Origin of the sequence: Bisbaumannia pacifica (assembly GCF_007989625.1) — a bacterium.
In the GTDB taxonomy this organism is placed as follows: domain Bacteria; phylum Pseudomonadota; class Gammaproteobacteria; order Pseudomonadales; family Halomonadaceae; genus Bisbaumannia; species Bisbaumannia pacifica.
Window position 1 is genome coordinate 132,350 of sequence record NZ_BJUK01000001.1, and the last position, 17,263, is coordinate 149,612.

General features: G+C 69.0%; 19 protein-coding genes. 7 read left to right on the forward strand and 12 right to left on the reverse strand.

The features are described from left to right. Positions 1–23 precede the first annotated feature (23 nt). Positions 24–788 carry a DUF1499 domain-containing protein gene (locus HPA02_RS00595; RefSeq protein ID WP_146800811.1) on the forward strand — a complete coding sequence of 255 codons (765 nt, stop codon included), beginning with the start codon at positions 24–26 and terminating at the stop codon, positions 786–788. Here HPA02_RS00595 and HPA02_RS00600 read toward each other — a convergent pair. The 11 genes from HPA02_RS00600 to HPA02_RS00650 all read right to left on the reverse strand — a co-directional run bounded on the left by HPA02_RS00600 (position 774) and on the right by HPA02_RS00650 (position 10,028). After that, positions 774–2,042 carry a lytic murein transglycosylase gene (locus tag HPA02_RS00600; RefSeq protein ID WP_146800813.1) on the reverse strand — a complete coding sequence of 423 codons (1,269 nt, stop codon included), beginning with the start codon at positions 2,040–2,042 and terminating at the stop codon, positions 774–776. The two genes, HPA02_RS00595 and HPA02_RS00600, sit on opposite strands and share 15 nt — an antisense overlap. A gap of 67 nt (positions 2,043–2,109) precedes the next feature. Beyond that, positions 2,110–2,565: a DUF3429 domain-containing protein gene (locus HPA02_RS00605; protein WP_146800815.1), complete on the reverse strand. Its 456-nt coding sequence runs from the start codon at positions 2,563–2,565 to the stop codon at positions 2,110–2,112. After that, complete coding sequence (locus tag HPA02_RS00610) at positions 2,562–3,968, reverse strand: DASH family cryptochrome (protein WP_146800817.1); 1,407 nt, start codon at positions 3,966–3,968, stop codon at positions 2,562–2,564. Before HPA02_RS00610 ends, HPA02_RS00605 begins: the two co-directional genes overlap by 4 nt. After that, positions 3,965–4,108, reverse strand: a complete 144-nt coding sequence (locus HPA02_RS00615) for a DUF2256 domain-containing protein (RefSeq protein ID WP_146800819.1) — start codon at positions 4,106–4,108, stop codon at positions 3,965–3,967. The genes HPA02_RS00610 and HPA02_RS00615 overlap by 4 nt, the downstream gene beginning before the upstream one ends. A gap of 133 nt (positions 4,109–4,241) precedes the next feature. Beyond that, positions 4,242–4,646 (reverse strand): monovalent cation/H(+) antiporter subunit G, encoded by a 405-nt coding sequence (gene mnhG, locus HPA02_RS00620; RefSeq protein WP_146800821.1) that lies wholly within the window; start codon positions 4,644–4,646, stop codon positions 4,242–4,244. After that, positions 4,639–4,908: an MrpF/PhaF family protein gene (locus HPA02_RS00625; protein ID WP_146800823.1), complete on the reverse strand. Its 270-nt coding sequence runs from the start codon at positions 4,906–4,908 to the stop codon at positions 4,639–4,641. The genes mnhG and HPA02_RS00625 overlap by 8 nt, the downstream gene beginning before the upstream one ends. Before the next feature lie 12 nt (positions 4,909–4,920). After that, positions 4,921–5,394: a Na+/H+ antiporter subunit E gene (locus HPA02_RS00630; RefSeq protein WP_146800825.1), complete on the reverse strand. Its 474-nt coding sequence runs from the start codon at positions 5,392–5,394 to the stop codon at positions 4,921–4,923. Then, a complete protein-coding gene (locus HPA02_RS00635) occupies positions 5,391–6,899 on the reverse strand; it encodes a Na+/H+ antiporter subunit D (protein WP_146800827.1) in 1,509 nt (502 codons plus the stop codon). The genes HPA02_RS00630 and HPA02_RS00635 overlap by 4 nt, the downstream gene beginning before the upstream one ends. After that, positions 6,896–7,243 (reverse strand): Na+/H+ antiporter subunit C, encoded by a 348-nt coding sequence (locus tag HPA02_RS00640; RefSeq protein WP_146800829.1) that lies wholly within the window; start codon positions 7,241–7,243, stop codon positions 6,896–6,898. Before HPA02_RS00640 ends, HPA02_RS00635 begins: the two co-directional genes overlap by 4 nt. 27 nt (positions 7,244–7,270) lie before the next feature. Further along, a complete protein-coding gene (locus tag HPA02_RS00645; protein ID WP_146800831.1) occupies positions 7,271–7,708 on the reverse strand; it encodes a Na+/H+ antiporter subunit B in 438 nt (145 codons plus the stop codon). Then, positions 7,701–10,028: a putative monovalent cation/H+ antiporter subunit A gene (locus HPA02_RS00650; protein WP_146800833.1), complete on the reverse strand. Its 2,328-nt coding sequence runs from the start codon at positions 10,026–10,028 to the stop codon at positions 7,701–7,703. The genes HPA02_RS00645 and HPA02_RS00650 overlap by 8 nt, the downstream gene beginning before the upstream one ends. Before the next feature lie 300 nt (positions 10,029–10,328). Here HPA02_RS00650 and HPA02_RS00655 point away from each other — a divergent pair, with 300 nt between their 5' ends. The 6 genes from HPA02_RS00655 to HPA02_RS00680 are packed head-to-tail and all read left to right on the forward strand — an operon-like array spanning position 10,329 to position 16,145. Beyond that, complete coding sequence (locus HPA02_RS00655) at positions 10,329–13,118, forward strand: monovalent cation/H+ antiporter subunit A (RefSeq protein ID WP_146800835.1); 2,790 nt, start codon at positions 10,329–10,331, stop codon at positions 13,116–13,118. Further along, on the forward strand, positions 13,118–13,459 hold the full coding sequence (locus HPA02_RS00660) for a Na+/H+ antiporter subunit C (protein ID WP_146800837.1): 342 nt from the start codon (positions 13,118–13,120) through the stop codon (positions 13,457–13,459). Before HPA02_RS00655 ends, HPA02_RS00660 begins: the two co-directional genes overlap by 1 nt. Continuing rightward, complete coding sequence (locus HPA02_RS00665) at positions 13,456–14,973, forward strand: monovalent cation/H+ antiporter subunit D (RefSeq protein WP_146800839.1); 1,518 nt, start codon at positions 13,456–13,458, stop codon at positions 14,971–14,973. Before HPA02_RS00660 ends, HPA02_RS00665 begins: the two co-directional genes overlap by 4 nt. Beyond that, entirely contained in the window at positions 14,970–15,467 is a 498-nt protein-coding gene (locus HPA02_RS00670) for a Na+/H+ antiporter subunit E (RefSeq protein ID WP_146800841.1), read from the forward strand. Before HPA02_RS00665 ends, HPA02_RS00670 begins: the two co-directional genes overlap by 4 nt. Continuing rightward, entirely contained in the window at positions 15,461–15,730 is a 270-nt protein-coding gene (locus HPA02_RS00675; protein WP_146800843.1) for a K+/H+ antiporter subunit F, read from the forward strand. Before HPA02_RS00670 ends, HPA02_RS00675 begins: the two co-directional genes overlap by 7 nt. Positions 15,731–15,752: 22 nt before the next feature. Continuing rightward, positions 15,753–16,145 carry a Na+/H+ antiporter subunit G gene (locus tag HPA02_RS00680; protein ID WP_146800845.1) on the forward strand — a complete coding sequence of 131 codons (393 nt, stop codon included), beginning with the start codon at positions 15,753–15,755 and terminating at the stop codon, positions 16,143–16,145. Positions 16,146–16,186: 41 nt separating this feature from the next. Here the strand turns inward: HPA02_RS00680 and hemH are convergent, their stop codons facing one another. Continuing rightward, positions 16,187–17,176: a ferrochelatase gene (hemH, locus tag HPA02_RS00685; RefSeq protein ID WP_146800847.1), complete on the reverse strand. Its 990-nt coding sequence runs from the start codon at positions 17,174–17,176 to the stop codon at positions 16,187–16,189. Positions 17,177–17,263 lie beyond the last annotated feature (87 nt).

Genomic DNA, 17,263 nt, shown 5'->3' on the forward strand with positions numbered 1-17,263 from the left:
ACGCTCACGCAAGGAGGCCTGAGATGGTGGTGCTCGAACCCTACGCCCGCGGGGGCCCCTGGCCCGCCCGCCTGGTCACCGCGAGCCTGGGCCTGCTGGCCCTCTCCCTGGTGTCGATGGCCGGTGCCGGCCCGGCTTACCGCCTCGAGCTGATTGCCCTGGGCCGGGCCTTCGAGCTGCTGCGTCTGGGCGCCCTGCTGGGCGTCGCCGCGGCGCTGCTGGGGCTGCTGACCCTGGGCGTGGGGGCCTGGTATCGCCGCCCGCGGGCGGCCCTGGTCGGCATCCTGGTGCTGCTGGCGGTGGCGGTGACCCTGCTGATTCCCGCCCAGTACCTGCAACTCGCCCAGGCGGTGCCGCCGATTCACGATATCACCACCGACACGGCCGACCCGCCGCCCTTCGTGGCCCTGGCCGCCGCCCGGGCGGCGGCGCCCAATGCCGTGGGCTATCCCCGCGCCTTCGCCGCCCAGCAGCAACGCGCCTATCCCGATCTGGCTCCCTTGAGGCTGCAGGCACCCCCGGCGCGAATCCTCGAGACCGCCGCGACCCTGATGCATGAGCGAGGCTGGGAGATCGCCGCGGTGAACGCGACCACCCTGGAGGCCACCGCCGCCACCCGCTGGTTCGGCTTTCGCGACGACCTGGTGCTACGCCTCACCGAGGACGACGATGGCGTGCGCGTCGACATGCGCTCCGCCTCGCGGCTGGGGCGCAGCGATCTGGGCACCAATGCCGCGCGAATCCAGGCCTTCCTCAGCGCCCTGGAGAATCGCCTAGGGCGAGACTAGCGCCTCCAGCAGGCGCCGGGTGGCGAAACCGTCCGCCGCCTCGCCGATGCTGCGCTGGAAGGCGCGCAGGCCACGCCGGGTATTGGGACCGAGGATGCCATCCGGGGTCCCGGTATCGAAGCCGCGCGCATTGAGGCGCTCCTGGAGCTCGCGCACCTGGCCCCGGGTCAACGGCTGTTCGCCCCGCGGCCAGGCACTCACTACACCGTCGCGGCCGGCGATCCGCTCGGCCAGGGTGCCCACCGCCAGGGCGTAGCTGGTGGCGTTGTTGTAGCGCAGGATGGCCCGGTAGTTGGGGCCCACCAGGAAGGCCGAGCCATTGGCCCCGGCCGGCACCAGCACCGAGGCCGCGGCGAAATCGGGCAGCGCCGCGCCATTGACCCCACGCACGCCCATGGCGGCCCACTCATCGGCGCTACGCCGGGTGGCGAGCTCCGCCTGGGCGTAGTCGAAGCCCGCCGGCAACCTGACCTCAACGCCCCAGGTCTCGCCGCGGCGCCAGCCCGCCTCGGCCAGGTAATTGGCGGTGGAGGCCAGCACATCGGGGATGCTGCCCCAGATGTCGCGCCGCCCGTCGCCGTCGCCATCCACCGCATAGGCCACGAAGCTGGAGGGGATGAACTGGGTGTGGCCCATGGCGCCCGCCCAGGAGCCGATCATCGCGTCCGCGGAGATATCCCCCGCCTCGATGATGCGCAGGGCCGCCAGCAGCTCGCCTCGGGCGAAGTCCCGGCGGCGTCCGTCATAGGCCAGGGTGGCCAGGGCCTCCAGGGTGGAGAAGCTGCCGAAATTGCCGCCATAATTGCTCTCGATGCCCCAGATCGCCACCAGGATCTCGGCGGGTACCCCGAAGCGCCGCGCCACGGCCTCGGCGGTCTGGCGATGATCGGCCAGCTTGGTGCGCCCCTGGTTGACCCGCTGGGCGGAGACGGCGGTGTCCAGGTACTCCCAGATGGGACGCACGAACTCCGGCTGGTAGCGATCCAGCTCGATCACCCGGGGACGATAGCGCAGGCCGTCCAGGGCCTGGGCCAGGGTCGCCTCGCCGATGCCCTCGGCACGGGCCTGGCGGCGGAACTGAGCCAACCAGCCAGTGAAGTCGGCGGGCGGCTGCGCCTCGGCGGCGGCCTCGGCGGGCGCCTCCGCGACCCGGGCGGGGGACTCGTCGGCGTCGCCGGCCCGCGCCTCGGGAGGCGTCGCCTGGCATCCGGCCAGCACGAGAAGAAGAAGGGGGAGCATCAGTGACCTGGGCATCTCGAGTTCCTGCTTTCCTTGGCAATGAGCGCAGATGATCGCCCAGAATGGCCCTCGAGACCAGGCATCAGCCGGCCGCCAGGCGCCAGATCACCAGGCCATGGCAGGCCAGCACCACCAGGGTCAGCAGCCAGCGCAGCGACAGGTACCAAGCCGGCAGCGCGAGGCGCCGCCGATGCCGCTGCTCCAGGCCCATCACCAGCACGAACCCCAGCGCCAGCAAGCCGGTGCCGGCGAGGCCGCCGACCAGCAGCGCCGGCCAGGCCAGCAGGCTGGGCGCCATGCTGGCCAGCCACCGGCCTCTCGTCGCGACTTCCGCGGAACGCGGGGCGACCATCACCAGCCCCCAGTGGATACCGCCGAGGAAGGAGAGGATCACCGCGCCATAGGCGAGGAAGGCCATCAGCAGCGCCGCCTGCCAAGCCACGGGCGCCAACCACATTCCCGAGGCGGTGGCCAGGAAGGGCGCCAGGCCGCCGAGCCCTAGTTGCCAGGGCAGGCGCGATTCCATTGCTGGCGTCATGAGCGACACTCCTGCGGGTCGATCATCTCGTGCCGCCAGGCCTCGGGAACGACCCGGGGCGGCGAAAAGTGCTCGGGCGCCAGCCGCCAGGGCTGGTGACGCCCCAGGCCGGCGGGCAGCTCCGCCAGGGCCGGCAGCCAGTGGGCGACATAATCGCCGCGAGCATCGTAGTGGCGTGCCTGACGCAGCAGGTTGAAGTAGCGATCGCCGCGGGGGTCCCGCCCCACCCCGGCCACATAGCGCCAGTTGCCCCAGTTGCTGGCCACATCGTAGTCCACCAGGGCATGCTCGAACCAGGCCGCCCCCAAGCGCCAGTCGACGCCCAGGTCCTTGACCAGGAAGCTGGCCACATTCTGGCGCGCGCGGTTGGAGAGCCAGCCGGTGGCGGCCAGCTCGCGCATGGCCGCGTCCACGAAGGGCAGGCCGGTATCGCCGCGGCGCCAGGCCTCGAAGGCCGCATCGGGGGGCGGCAGGCGCCGCGGGCCGAACAGCCCCCGCCCCTCCTGACGGGCCGCCCAGAAGAAGTAGTCGCGCCACCAGAGTTCGAAGATCACCCAGTAGCTGGAGTCATTGGCGCCATAGGCGGCCTCCCAGTCGCGTACCGCCCGATGGACCTGGCGGGCCGACAGGCAGCCCAGGGCGAGCCAGGGGGAGAGGCGAGTGGAGAAGTCCGCCCCCAGCAGGCCATTGCGCGTCTGCTTGTAGCGGGCGATGGTGCCGCCCTCCCGACACACGGCCGCGAGGCGCGCCAGGCCCTGGGCCTCGCCCCCGTGATACTCGAAGCCGCCGCGGGGATCGGGGCGCCAGCGGTGGGCCCGACCGCAGACCTCGACCAGGGGCGGCAGACCACGAGAGGCATCGCGGGGCCAGGGCGGCAGGGTGATGGCCGCCGGCCGGGGGGCCTCGACCCGGCAGGCGGCCTCGACCCGGCGCCGGAAGGCCGAGAAGCTGGCGGGCAGGGCCTCCGGCGCGAAGGGCAGCGCCGCCTCCTCGAGCAGGGTGCCTCCCTCCCGGGGCCGCAGCCGTACGCCACCGGGCAGGGTCTCGGCGAGGCGCGCCAGTTGCTCGCCACGCTCCTGACTGGCCGGCACCCGAACCCGGACTTCGTCGACCCCGTGGGTGGCCACCAGCTCGGCGAGGGTCGCCACCGGCTCGCCAACCCTCACCAGCAGGTCGCTGCCACGCTTGAGCAGCTCGCCGCGCAGGGCGATCAGGCTCTGCCACAGGAAACGCCGTCGGGGCGCCCCCATGCGTGGCCAGTCGAGCCCCTCCCCCGGGGGGACGAGCTGCTCGGGAGAGAGCAGATAGACGCAGAGCAGGGCCTCCGGGGGCGACTCGAAGCTGAGCAAGGGGTTATCCCCCAGGCGCAGGTCCTCGGTGAACCAGATCAGGGTGGTACTCATGGCTGTCGCCTCCCCTCGCGCTTGCAGCGCTGGCTGCAGTAGCGCACCTCGTCCCAGCAGCGCGCCCACTTGCGCCGCCACGCGAAGGGACGCCCGCAGTACAGGCAGGACTTGCTAGGCAGGTCGACCTTGCGAATCATGGAAGGCCTCATTGGACAAATGATGTACACAATATAAATCAATGTACAAGATTTGGCCATCACCCTGGCTCCGTAAACGACGCGGGCCACCCCAAGGTGGCCCGATCACATCGTCATGGGTCGCCGCGACGCCCTAGTCGGGATCGTCCTCCCGGGGCCGGCGCCGGGCATTGGCCTCGGTCTCCAGGCCGCTCTTCAGCTCATGGGTCAGGGGATCATAGTTGGGGCGAAGCTCGTCCTTGACGGTGCCGCTCCACAGCCGGGAGCCGACGAAGTAGCCGGCGCGGCCGATCACATGGGCGGCCACCGGCGCGGTCATCAGGATAAAGACGATCACCCCGAAGGCCCGAGCCACCACCGCCACCTCGGCGAAGTGCAGGGCCACCGCCACCATCACCAGGCTCACCCCCAGGGCGGCGGCCTTGGTGGTGGCATGCATGCGGGTCAGCAGGTCCGGCAGGCGCAGCACCCCCACCGCCGCCAGCAGCATGAAGACGGCGCCGCTGAGCAGCAGGGTTCCCTTGATCACCTCAATCATCGCGGGGTCCTCCGCGCTCCAGGAAACGCGCGAAGCCGATGGCGGCCAGGAAGGCCATCAGCGCCATGACGATGGTCACGTCGAGGAAGCTCGCCACATCGGTGTGGATGCTGATGACCCCGATGATGCCGACGATCAGGGTCGAGAAGAGCTCCAGGGCCACCACCCGGTCGGGCAGGCTGGGCCCCTTGATCAGGCGCACGAAGGCCAGGCAGAGCGCCAGCCCCATCAGCGCCAGGCTGAGCTTGATTACGGCATCCATGGCGACTCCTTATCAGCGAAACAGGGCCAGGGCGCGGCGTTCCATCTCGGCGAGCCCGTCGCGCAGCGACTCCTCGTCATCGAGGAACATGGCGTGGATATACAGCACCCGGCGATCATCGGAGACATCCAGGCTGAGGGTGCCCGGGGTCAGCGAAATCAGGTTGGCGACGAAGGTGATCTCGAAGTCGGTCTTGGCGGTGAGCGGCATGGCGATCACCCCGGGGCGCATGTGCCAGGGCGGGGTGACGATATCGAAGGCGACGCGCAGGTTGGCCGTGACCAGCTCCTTGATAAAGAAGCCCACGAAGAGCAGCAAGCGCGGCACCCGCTGGGCATAGCCCGCCAGCCCCGGCACCTGGGACTGGATCAGCGCCAGGGCCAGATAGCCGAACACCAGGCCGGCGAGCAGGTTGAGGCCGGAGAAGTCGCCGGTCAGCACCACCCAGGCCAGGGTCAGCAGCAGGTTCCAGGCCGCGCCGATCATGGCGTCACCTCCGTGCCCAGCACCGCCTCGATATAGCGGCCGGGGTCCATCAGCTGTGCCGCCGAGGCCTCGGCCAGGGCGTAGATGGGCGCCCCGTAGAGGCCGATGGCCAGGGTACACAGCGCCAGGCCGACGATGGGCAGGTAGAGCAGCCACTGTTCGCGCTGGGAGGGGGCCTCCGGGGCGGGCTCGGCGTCCTCCGGGGCGGCCTTCCAGAACGCCTCGGCCCAGATCTTGACCATCGAGTAAAGGGTCAGCAGGCCCACCAGCAGCGCCACGAAGGTGACCCCGTAGGCCTCGGCCTCGAGGCCGGCGCGGATCACCACGAACTTGGCGAAGAAGCCCGACAAGGGCGGCAGCCCGGCCAGGGAAAAGGCCGGAATCAGGAACAGCACCGCCAGCCAGGGGTGGCTCTTGTAGAGGCCGCCGAGCTTCTTGAGCTGGTAGCTGCCCTTGAGGCGATGGACGAAGCCGCTGACCAGGAACAGATTCGTCTTCACGATGATGTGGTGCATGATGTAGAAGACGCCGCCTACCAGGGCCAGCGGCGTGAACAGCGCCAGTCCCAGGATCATGTAGCCAATCTGGCTGACGATATGGAACGACAGGATGCGCCGGAACTCGAACTGGGCCGCCGCGCCCAGCACCCCGGTGAGCATGGTCAGGCCAGCCCCCCAGAGCAGGATCTCGTGGGTGTAGTCGGGGCTCTGATTGAAGATCAGGGTAAAGACCCGGTAGAGCGCGTAGACCCCGACCTTGGTCAGCAGGCCGGCGAACAGCGCCGAGACCGCCACCGGCGGCGTGTGGTAGGAGGCCGGCAGCCAGAAGAACAGCGGGAAGGCGGCGGCCTTGATGCCGAAGGCGACCATGAACATCATCGCCAGCACGTCCACCAGCCCGCCCTCCTCCAGCTGCCCCAGGCGCTGGGCGATATCGGCCATATTGAGGGTACCCACCAGGCCGTAGAGCAGCCCCACGGCGCTGAGGAAGATCACCGAGGAGAGCAGGTTCAGGGCCACGTACTTGATGGCGCCCTCCATCTGCGCCTTCTCGCTGCCCAGGATCAGCAGCGCGAAGGAGGCCACCAGCATCACCTCGAACCACACATAGAGGTTGAAGATATCGCCGGTGAGGAAGGCCCCCGCCACCCCGGCCAGCAGCAGATGCATCAGCGGGAAGTAGCCGAAGGCCTCGTGACCGCGGCCGACGGTGGCCAGCGAGAAGAGCGCCACGGCGAAGCCAATGATGCCGGTGAGCACCACCATGATGGCGCCCAGCAGGTCGGCCACCAGGCTGATGCCGAAGGGCGCCGGCCAGTTGCCCATGTGCATGACCTGGATGCCGTCGCGGCTCACCGAGGCCAGCAGCCACAGGCTGGTGATCAGCAGGGCGGCGGTGCCTGCCACCGCCACCAGGCGCTGCATGCTGCGCAGGCGCCAGAACAGCAGCGACAGGGCCCCGGAGAAGAGCGGAATCAGGATCGGCAGTGCCACCTCGGGATTCACGTATCGGTATCCTTCATCTGGTCCAGGTCATCGGCCTTGACGATCTCGTAGGCCCGGCGAATCAGCACCACGGCGAAGGAGAGCACGCCGAAGGCGATCACGATGGCGGTCAGCACCAGCGCCTGGGGCAAGGGGTCGGCCACCAGACCCAGCGGCGCCGTGGCGCCCTCGGGCACCAGCGGCGGGGCCCCGCGGCGCATGCCGGCGGAGGCGAAGATCAGCAGGTTGGCGGCGTTGGAGAGCAGCATCAGGCCGATCACCAGCTTGACGATGGAGCGCCGCAGCATCATGTAGATGGCGGTGGCATAGAGGATGCCGATCGCCAGGGCCATCAAGGGTTCCATGGCACACCTCCCGTGGTTGCACGGTGATCAGTCATGGCTCACCTCCTCGCTGTCCCCTTCCATCAGCGCCAGCACCGCGATCAGCACCGAGCCCTGGACCACCAGGTAGACGCCGATATCGAAGATCAAGGGGGTGGAGAACTTGAAGTCGATCCAGGGAATCGTCCACCACTGGGCGGTCAGGAAGGGCTGCCCCTGCCACCAGGCCGGCAGCGCCGAGATCACCCCCAGGCAGAGTCCCAGGCCGATCAGGTCCTGGGGGGCTACCCGCAGCATCTGCCGGGTGGCCCGGGGACCGAAGGCGAAGAGGTAGAGGGCGAAGGCCCCCGAGGCCACCAGGCCGGCGATAAAGCCACCCCCCGGCTCGTCGTGGCCGCGCAGCAGGAGAAACACTGAAAACAGCAACTGCAGCGGCATCAGCAGGCGTGCCGCCACGTGCAGGATCAGGGTGCCCGATCTAATCATCCACGACCTCCCCCCGCGCCTGGCGGTCGCGCGTCTCGTACTCCCCGGCATGGAAGCGCAGCATGGCGAAGACGCCGATGGCGGCCAGGGCCAGCACGAACATTTCGCCCAGGGTGTCCAGGGCCCGGAAGTCCACCAGGATGACGTTGACGATATTGTGGCCATGCCCCAGGGGCTGGCTGTTGGCCACCATGTAGTCGGAGATGCTGGAGAAGGGATCGATGCTTACCACCTGCAGGATCAGCAGGGTCATCAGGCCCCCGGTGGCGGCGGCGACCACTAGGTCGCGGACCCGCTCCAGCGGCGAGGAGAGGCGCGCGAAACGCGGCAGGCGAAACAGCACCAGGATCAGCAGGATCACGGTGAGGGTCTCCACCAGCAACTGGGTGATGCCCAGGTCCGGGGCGCTGAACAGCACGAAGGTCAGGGCGATGCAGAAGCCCATCACCCCCACCGAGGCCACCGCCGCCAGGCGCGCCCGCAGCACGCAGGCCATCACCGCCCCGGCCACCATCAGGCCGACCACCAGCGCCTCGTGCAGCTGCACGTCCAGGGCGACGGCCAGGTGCAGCTCGTGGCGGGCGAAGAGGGTCACCCCGGTCAGCCCCACCAGCACCAGCAGCATCATCACCAGGTAGTTGCGCATATAGCCGTTCTGCAACAGCCGCGTCTGCCACTCGGCGACCTCGACGAGGGCATCCATCAGGCGGAAATACAGCGCCTCGGGGCCCCGCTGGATCAACGGCTCCAGGGGGCGCAGGGCGGCGCGCCAGCGCGCCCAGTGGCGGAACAGCAGCAGGCCCAGGGCGAGGCTGACCAGCGACAGCAGCAGGGGGCCATTGATGCCATGCCAGAGGTAGAGAGAGGCCGCCACCGGCGCCCCGCCGACGCTGCTGGCAGTGGCCGCCACCAAGCCCTCGGCGGCGCCGGGCCAGAGCCCGAGCAGCAACGACAGCCCGGCCAGCAGCACCGGCCCCAGCAGCATGGTCCCGGGCCCTTCGTGGGGGTCCCGGGGCAACTCGCGGCGCTCGCCGAAGAAGGGCCGGATGCCGACGATGGCCGCCGCCGCCAGGGTCAGGATGGCGGCGATCAGGGTCGCCGGCAGCAGCAGGTCGCGCCAGCCGCCCTCCCAGGCGGCGGCGAACAGCAGCTCCTTGGCGACGAAGCCGAACAGCGGGATCACCCCGCCCAGGGAGAGGGCGGCGACGGCGGCGCACAGGGCGGTGACCGGCATCACCCGGCGCAGGCCGCCCATCAGGGCGATATCCTTGGTGCCGGTCTCGTGGTCGAGGATACCGGCGACCATGAACAGCGCCCCCTTGTAGAGGGAGTGAGCCAGCAGGAAGGTGGCGAAGGCCACCATGGCCTGCTCGCTGCCGATGCCCAGCAGCAGGGTCAGGGTGCCCAGCGCCATCACCGTGGAGTAGGCCAGCAGCTTCTTGATATTGGTGTGGCGCAGGGCCAGGAAGGCGCCGGTGAGCATGGTCAGGGCGCCGATCAGGCACAGCCAGGCCTCCCAGGCGGGGGTGCCGCCCAGGGCCGGCGAGAGCCGCGCCAGCAGGTAGACTCCCGCCTTGACCATGGTCGCCGAGTGCAGGTAGGCGGAGACCGGGGTCGGCGCCGCCATGGCATTGGGCAGCCAGAAGTGGAAGGGGAACTGCGCCGACTTGGTGAAGGCGCCGGCCAGCAGGCAGAGCAGGATGGGCAGGTAGAGGTCGTGGCCGCGGAGCAGCTCGCCGCGCCCGGTGAGCTCCTGCAGCGACCAGCTGTCGCCGGCCAGGGCCAGCAGGATCAGGCCGGCGAGCAGCGCCAGGCCACCGCCCACGGTGACGAAGAGTCCCTGCAGGGCCGACTTACGCGCCTCGAGATCGGTGTGGTTGAAGCCGATCAGCAGGTAGGAGGTGATGCTGGTCAGCTCCCAGAAGACGAACAGGCTGACCAGGTTGTCGGCGAGCACCAGCCCCAGCATCGACATCATGAAGGCCAGGATCACCACATGGAAGCGCACCAGGTCGGGGTGCCCCTTGAGGTAGCCGCTGGCATAGATCAGCACCAGCACGCCGATGCCGCTGATCAGCAGCGCGAAGAGCAGCGACAGGCCGTCGAGCAGGAAGGTCAGGGTGATCTCCAGGCCGGGCACCCAGGCCTGCTCGAAGACCAGGGTCTCGCCGGCCACCACCGTCGGCAGCTGCCCCAGCAGCCAGAGCAGCAGTGCCCCGGGCAACAGGGCCAGGACCCAGCCGGTTCGTTCGCCGAACCAACGATGCAGCAGCGGCGCGAAGGCCGCCAAGACGAAGCCCCCCAGCACGGCGAATTGCACGATAACGACGCTCCTCTGTCGGTCCCTCGGCGGGCCATGCGGACACCGGCTGCCGGGAGAAACGGGGTCGATTCCGCGGGTCGCTGGGAGCCATGCGCCAGCGAAACGGTGAGGTAAACTCTAGCGATTCAAGGGGCTGCCGAGCAAGTGTAGGGCTCGGCGCCCCGGCCCCTTTACTGTAGAGTAGGGCGGCCTCGACGCCAGCAAGGCATGTGCCAACGGCACCCCGCGACCTTGCCTCGACGCGAAATAACCGGTATCAAACCCACGTTTTTCGGAGCCACCCAGGACGACCGAACGATGATCTTGCCATGGATTCCCTTGTTGGCCCTGCTTGGCGTCGTGGTCCCGCTGCTGACCCGGCAGCGCGGACGCCGCTTCTGCAGCCTGGCCACGGCGGCCCCGGCCATACTGGCCCTGCTGCTGGTCTTTTCCCAGGTACCGGCCCTGCTGGCCGGCGACCTGCCACGCTTCCAGCTGGCCTGGGTACCGCAACTGGGCCTCGACCTGGCCTTCCGCCTCGACGGCCTGTCACTGCTCTTCGTGAGTCTGATCCTGGGCATCGGCCTGCTGATCCTGCTTTACGCCCATTACTACCTCGAGGCCCACGAGCCCTTCGCGCGTTTCTACAGCTTCCTGATGCTCTTCATGCTCTCCATGGTGGGCATCGTCATGGCGGACAACCTGCTGCTGCTGTGGCTGTTCTGGGAGCTGACCAGCCTGTCGTCCTTCCTGCTGATCGGCTTCTGGTCCCACTGGACCGACGCTCGCAAGGGCGCACGCATGGCGCTGACCGTGACCGGCGCCGGGGGTCTGGCGCTACTCGCGGGCCTGCTGCTGCTGGGCGACATGGCGGGCAGCTTCGACCTGGGCGTGGTGCTGGAGAGCCGCGAGGCGATCCTCGCCGACCCGCGCTATCCGCTCATGCTGGTGCTGGTGCTGCTCGGCGCCTTTACCAAGTCGGCGCAGTTCCCCTTCCACTTCTGGCTGCCCCACGCCATGGCGGCGCCGACCCCGGTCTCCGCCTACCTGCACTCGGCGACCATGGTCAAGGCAGGGATCTTCCTGATGGCGCGCCTGCATCCGGCCATCGCCGGCAGCGAGGCCTGGGAACTGATCGTCACCCTGACCGGCATGGCCACGCTGCTCTACGGCGCCTGGTTCGCCCTGCTCAAGACCGACCTCAAGGCGATCCTGGCCTTCTCCACGGTGAGTCACCTGGGCCTGATCACGGTGCTGCTGGGCATCGGCAGTCCCTTGGCGATCCTCGCCGCCCTCTTTCATATCCTCAACCACGCCACCTTCAAGGCGGCGCTGTTCATGAGCGCCGGGATCATCGACCACGAGACCGGCACCCGCGAGCTGGGGCGCCTGGGCGGGCTGCGCCGAGCGATGCCGGTCACCGCCCTGCTGACCAGCCTCACCGCCGCGGCCATGGCCGGGGTGCCGCTGTTCAACGGCTTCCTCTCCAAGGAGATGTTCTTCGCCGAGGCCGCCGCCTCGCCGCTGCTGGGCGGCCTGAGCTGGCTGCTGCCGGTGCTCGCCACCCTCGGCGGCATCCTCTCGGTGGCCTACTCGCTGCGCCTGGTGCATGCGGTCTTCTTCAAGCCGGCGCGCAAGGCGCCGCCCAAGTCGCCCCATGAGCCGCCGCGCCTGATGCGCGCCCCGGTGGAATTGCTGGCGGCCCTGTGCGTCCTGGTGGGGCTGCTGCCGGTGATCGCCGAGGTGCCCCTGGGGCTGGCCGTCGAGGCCGTGCTGCTGACTCCGCTGGAGTTCCACCTGGCCATCTGGCACGGCCTCAACCTGCCGCTGCTGATGAGCGTGATCGCGCTGATCGCCGGGGTCCTGCTCTATGCCCTGCATGCCCACCTCCGCCAGTTCGGCCGCCAGTTCTCCCCCATGGACGCGCGCCTGATCTTCGAGGGGGCCGTGCAGCGGCTGATGACCTGGAGCGAGCGCCTGACCGTCCGCCTGGAGAACGGCTCCCTGCAGCGCTACATGAGCTGGCTGCTGGGCGCGGCGCTGTTGCTGGGGGCCATCGGCCTGCTGCAGCTGCCGAGCCTGGCCGGCGCGCGTCCCACCCAGGAGGCCGATGGCATCCTGCTGCTGGGCGCGGCGCTGATGATCTTCGGCGCCCTGGGCACCGTGGCGACCCACCGCTACCGCCTGATCTCGCTGCTGATGCTCTCGGTGGTGGGCCTGGTGGTGTCGCTGACCTTCGCCCGCTTTTCCGCCCCCGACCTGGCGCTGACCCAGCTCTCGGTGGAGGTGGTGACCATGATCCTGCTGATGCTGGCGCTGTTCTTCCTGCCCCAGAAGACCCCCCGGGAGTCCTCGGCGGGGCGCAATATCCGCGACCTGGGCCTGGCCGCGTCCCTGGGCATGGTGGTGGCCAGCCTCAACTATGCGGTGCTGACCCGCGACAACCACGGCATCTCGGACTTCTTTATCGCCAACAGCGTACCCGGCGGCGGCGGCCACAACGTGGTCAACGTCATCCTGGTGGACTTCCGCGGCTTCGATACCCTGGGCGAGATCACCGTGCTGGCCCTGGCCGGCCTGGCGATCTTCAAGCTGCTCAATCGCCTGCGCCTGTTCATGCCCCACAGTGACGGCGAGGGACGCGTCTGGTCGCCGGACCGCTACCCGTTGATCCTGACCAGCGTCTCCCAGGCGCTGCTGCCCCTGGCGTTGCTGGTCTCGGCCTTTATCTTCCTGCGCGGCCACAACCTGCCCGGCGGCGGCTTTATCGCCGGCCTGATCACCGCCGTGGCGCTGATCCTGGTGTATATGGCCCGCGGGGTGGAGTGGACCCAGCAGCGCCTCGACTTCCAGTATCAGCCGGTGGCCATCGCCGGGGTGGCCATCGCCACCCTCACCGGCCTGGGCAGCTGGCTGTTCGGGCGGCCCTTCCTGACCTCGGCCTTCGGTCACTTCCATATTCCCGCCATCGGCGATATCGAGCTGGCCACCGCCATGCTCTTCGATCTGGGGGTCTACCTGGCGGTGGTGGGGGCGACCCTGATGATCCTCGCCAACCTGGGCAAGCTGACCACGCCCCACCGCCCCAGCAAGGAGGAGAAGCACTGATGGAAAGCCTCTATGCCGTGACCACCGGCGTGCTCAGCGCCTGCGGCCTGTTCCTGACCCTGCGCGGACGCACCTTCCCGGTGGTGGTGGGCCTGACCCTGCTCTCCTATGCGGTCAACCTCTTCCTGTTCTCCATGGGCGGCCTGACCACCGATGGCGCGGTGATCGTCGATGGCCCCAGCGACTATGCCGACCCCCTACCCCAGGCCCTGGTGCTGACCGCCATCGTCATCGGCTTCGCCATGACCGCCTTCGCGGTGATCCTGGCCATGCGCGCCCGGGGTGACCTGGGCAACGATCACGTGGATGGCGAGGATAACCGGGAGGATCGTGCGTCATGATCCAGCACCTGATCGTCCTGCCCATCGTGCTGCCCCTGGTGGTCGGGATCATTCTGCTGCGCGGTCGTGGCGGCGCCACCCGCCCCAAGCGGATCATCGGCGTCACCGCCACCGTCCTGCTGGTGGCGATCAGCATCGCCCTGGTGGCCCAGGCAGCCAGCGGCGAGGTGACCTACTACGCCCTCGGCGACTGGCAGCCGCCTTTCGGCATCGTCATGGTGCTCGACCGCCTCTCGGCGCTGATGGTGCTGCTCACCTCGCTGCTGGCGCTGGGCTGCGTGGTCTTCGCCTGCGGCGGCGATGACGAGCAGGGCAGCAACTTCCACGGCCTCTTCCAGTGGCAGCTGATGGGCATCAACGGCGCCTTCCTGACCGGCGACCTGTTCAACCTCTTCGTCTTCTTCGAGGTGCTGCTGCTGGCCTCCTATGCCCTGCTGATGCACGGTGGCGGCAAGGCGCGCATCCAGGCCGGCCTGCACTATGTGGTGCTCAACCTGGCCGGCTCGGCGCTGTTCCTGATCGCCGTGGGGGTCCTCTACGGCGCCACCGGCACCCTCAACATGGCCGACATGGCCCAGCGCCTGGCCAGCCTGCCCGCCGAGCGGGCCGGCCTGGTCAGCGCCGGCGGCCTAATGCTACTGGTGGTGTTTGGCCTCAAGGCGGCCATCCTGCCCCTCTACTTCTGGCTGCCCAAGGCCTATGCCGCGGCGCCGGCGCCGGTGGCGGCACTCTTCGCCATCATGACCAAGGTGGGCATCTACGCCATCCTGCGGGTCTATCACCTGGTCTTCGGCGACCAGGCCGGGGCCCTGGCGGCGCTGGACCAGCCCTGGGTATGGTGGCTGGCGCTGGGCACCCTGGTGATGGCCACCCTGGGGGTGCTCTCCGCCCGCGACCTGCGGCTGCTGGTGGCCTACCTGGTGCTGATCTCGGTGGGCACCCTGCTGGCCGGTATCGGCATGCGCAGCGAGGCGGCTACCGCCGCCCTGCTCTTCTACCTGCCCCATACCACCCTGGTCACCGGGGGCCTCTTCCTGCTCGCCGAACTGATCGGCAAGCAACGCGGCAAGGCGGGGACCCGCATCGTCAAGGGCCGGCCGCTCTACAACGCCTCCCTGCTGGGCGTGCTCTTCCTGCTGGGGGGCGCGGCGGTGGCCGGCCTGCCGCCGCTCTCCGGGGCCATCGGCAAGGCGCTGCTGATGCAGGCGGCCAGCGCCGAGCAGCAGTTGTGGCTGTGGCCGCTGCTGCTGCTCGCCGGGCTGGGCAGCCTGGTGGCCCTCTCCCGGGCCGGCTCGACCTTCTTCTGGCGCAGCCACGAAGGCGAGCCCAGCGGGCAGCCGCTGGCCAAGCGTCAGCTGTTCGGCGTGACCTGGCTGCTCGCCGCGGCGCCGCTGCTGGTGGTGCTGGCCGGCCCGGTCAGCGACTACGCCCAGGCCACCGCGGAGCAACTCGGCGAGCCCGCCGTACATATCCGCGCCCTGCTGCCCGAGACCACTGACGGAGACGAGGCATGATCACTCCCCGTTCCTGGCTACCCACTCCGCTGCTGACGATCCTGCTGCTGGTGGTCTGGCTGCTGCTGGTGCGCAGCCTCTCCCTCGGCCATATCCTGCTCGGCGGCCTCCTGGGGGTCCTGATCCCGCTGGCCACCCGGCGTTTCTGGGATGCTCAGCCCCATGTGCAGAAGCCCTGGCTGCTGCTGCGCTTCGCCCTGCGGGTGCTCGGTGACATCATCGTCGCCAACCTGCAGGTCTCCTGGCTGATCATCAATCCCTGGCGGCGCATGCGCCCGGCCTTCGTCGAGTATCCGCTGATGCTGGAGCAGCGCTTCACCATCACCCTGCTGGCCAACACCATCAGCCTGACCCCGGGGACGGTCTCCGCCAACCTGCGCATGGATGGCAAGACCCTGCTGATTCATGCCCTGGACGTGGAAGACGAGGAGGCGCTGATCGCGGAGATTCGCGAGCGCTACGAGCGGCCCCTGAAGGAGATCTACGAATGCTAGATACGGCACTTTGGATCAGCCTGACCTTGGTGCTCGCGGCACTGGCACTGAACGTCTACCGCCTCACCGTGGGGCCGGACATGCCGGACCGCCTGCTGGCCCTGGATACCATGTACGTCAACTCCATCGCCCTGATCGTGCTGCTGGGGCTTTGGCTCAATACCAAGACCTACTTCGAGGCGGCGCTGCTGATCGCCATGCTGGGCTTTATCAGCACGGTGGCGGTCTGCAAATACCTGCTGCGCGGCGATATCATCGAGTAGGCGGCGGAAGGAAAGGGACGCTATGACTGTCTTCGTGTTACTGGAAGGGGTGATCTCGCTGCTGCTGATCGCCGGCGGTGCCTTTATCTTTATCGGCTCGCTGGGCATGGCGCACCTGCGTGACTTCTACATGCGCCTGCATGGCCCCACCAAGGCCACCACCCTGGGGATCGGCTGCATGCTGATCGCCTCCATGCTCTATTTCTGGGTCACCGAGGGCAAACCCGATATCCAGGAGATGCTGATCACCCTCTTCCTGTTTATCACCGCTCCGGTCACCGCTCACCTGCTGGCCAAGACCGGCCTGCACCAGAAGCTGCGCCACGCCGACAAGACCCGCGGCAAGCCGCTGGAGCTGCGCCCGGAGGAGGTCGGCGAGAAGCCGGTGCCGCACCCCGACCGGGGCCACGGCTAACCCCAGGACCCGGCGCCGGGGCAACCCCGGCGCCGGGCGTTTCACCAACCCTGGCTATGCGTCCTGACCAGCTCGGCGAGCAGGCCGATATGGTCGTCGCGGTCATTGAGGGCCGGGATATAGCGATAGGTCTTGCCCCCCGCGGCGATAAAATTCTCGCGATTCTCCTCCTCCAGCTCCTCCAGGGTCTCCAGGCAGTCGGCGGCGAAGGCCGGGCTGATGATATCCACGTGCTCGACGCCGCTGCCGCCCCAGGCCTTGAGGGTCTCGTCGGTGTAGGGCTTGAGCCACTCCTCGCGGCCGAAGCGTGACTGGTAGCAGAGCCGCCAGTCGTCCTCGCCGAGCCCCAGGGCCTCGGCGACCAGCTCGCTGGTGCGCTGGCAGTGGCGCGGGTAGGGGTCGCCCTGGTCGGCATAGCGCTTGGGGATGCCGTGATAGGAGAACATCAGCTTGCCGCGCTCGCCGTCGTGGGCCGCCCAGTGCTCGCGGATGCTCGCCGCCAGGGCGCCGATATAGGCGGGGTGATCGTGGTAGTCGCGAACGAAGCGCAGCTCCGGTAGGTGCGGGCAGCGCGCCAGGGCGCGGGCCAGACCATCGAAGACCGCCGCCGTGGTAGAGCGCGAGAACTGCGGGTAGAGGGGCAACACCAGGATCCGCTCGACACCGGCCTGACGCAGCCTGAGCCCCGCGTCCACCAGCGAGGGATTGCCGTAGGTCATGGCCAGCTCCACCGGAATGGCCTCGCCCAGCTCGGCCTCGAGTCGCTCGCCCAGGGCCCGTTGCTGGCGCCGCCCGATGGCCAGCAGCGGCGAGCCGTCGTCGGTCCATACCGAGGCGTAGGCCTTGGCGACCCGCGGCGGGCGAAAGCGCAGGATCACCCCATGCAGGATCGGCCACCATAGCCAGCGCGGCGCATCCACCACCCGGCGGTCGCTGAGAAACTCCGCCAGGTAGCGGCGCACGGCCTGGGGGGTGGGGGCATCCGGGGTGCCCAGATTGACCAGCATCACGCCGAATCGGGGGGTGGACATAGGGGGCTCCTGATTGGGGTGGCGTCACCGGCCATGGCACGCCGAGGTCATAGAATCGCGAGCCATTGTATCAGTGGCTCGCGATAA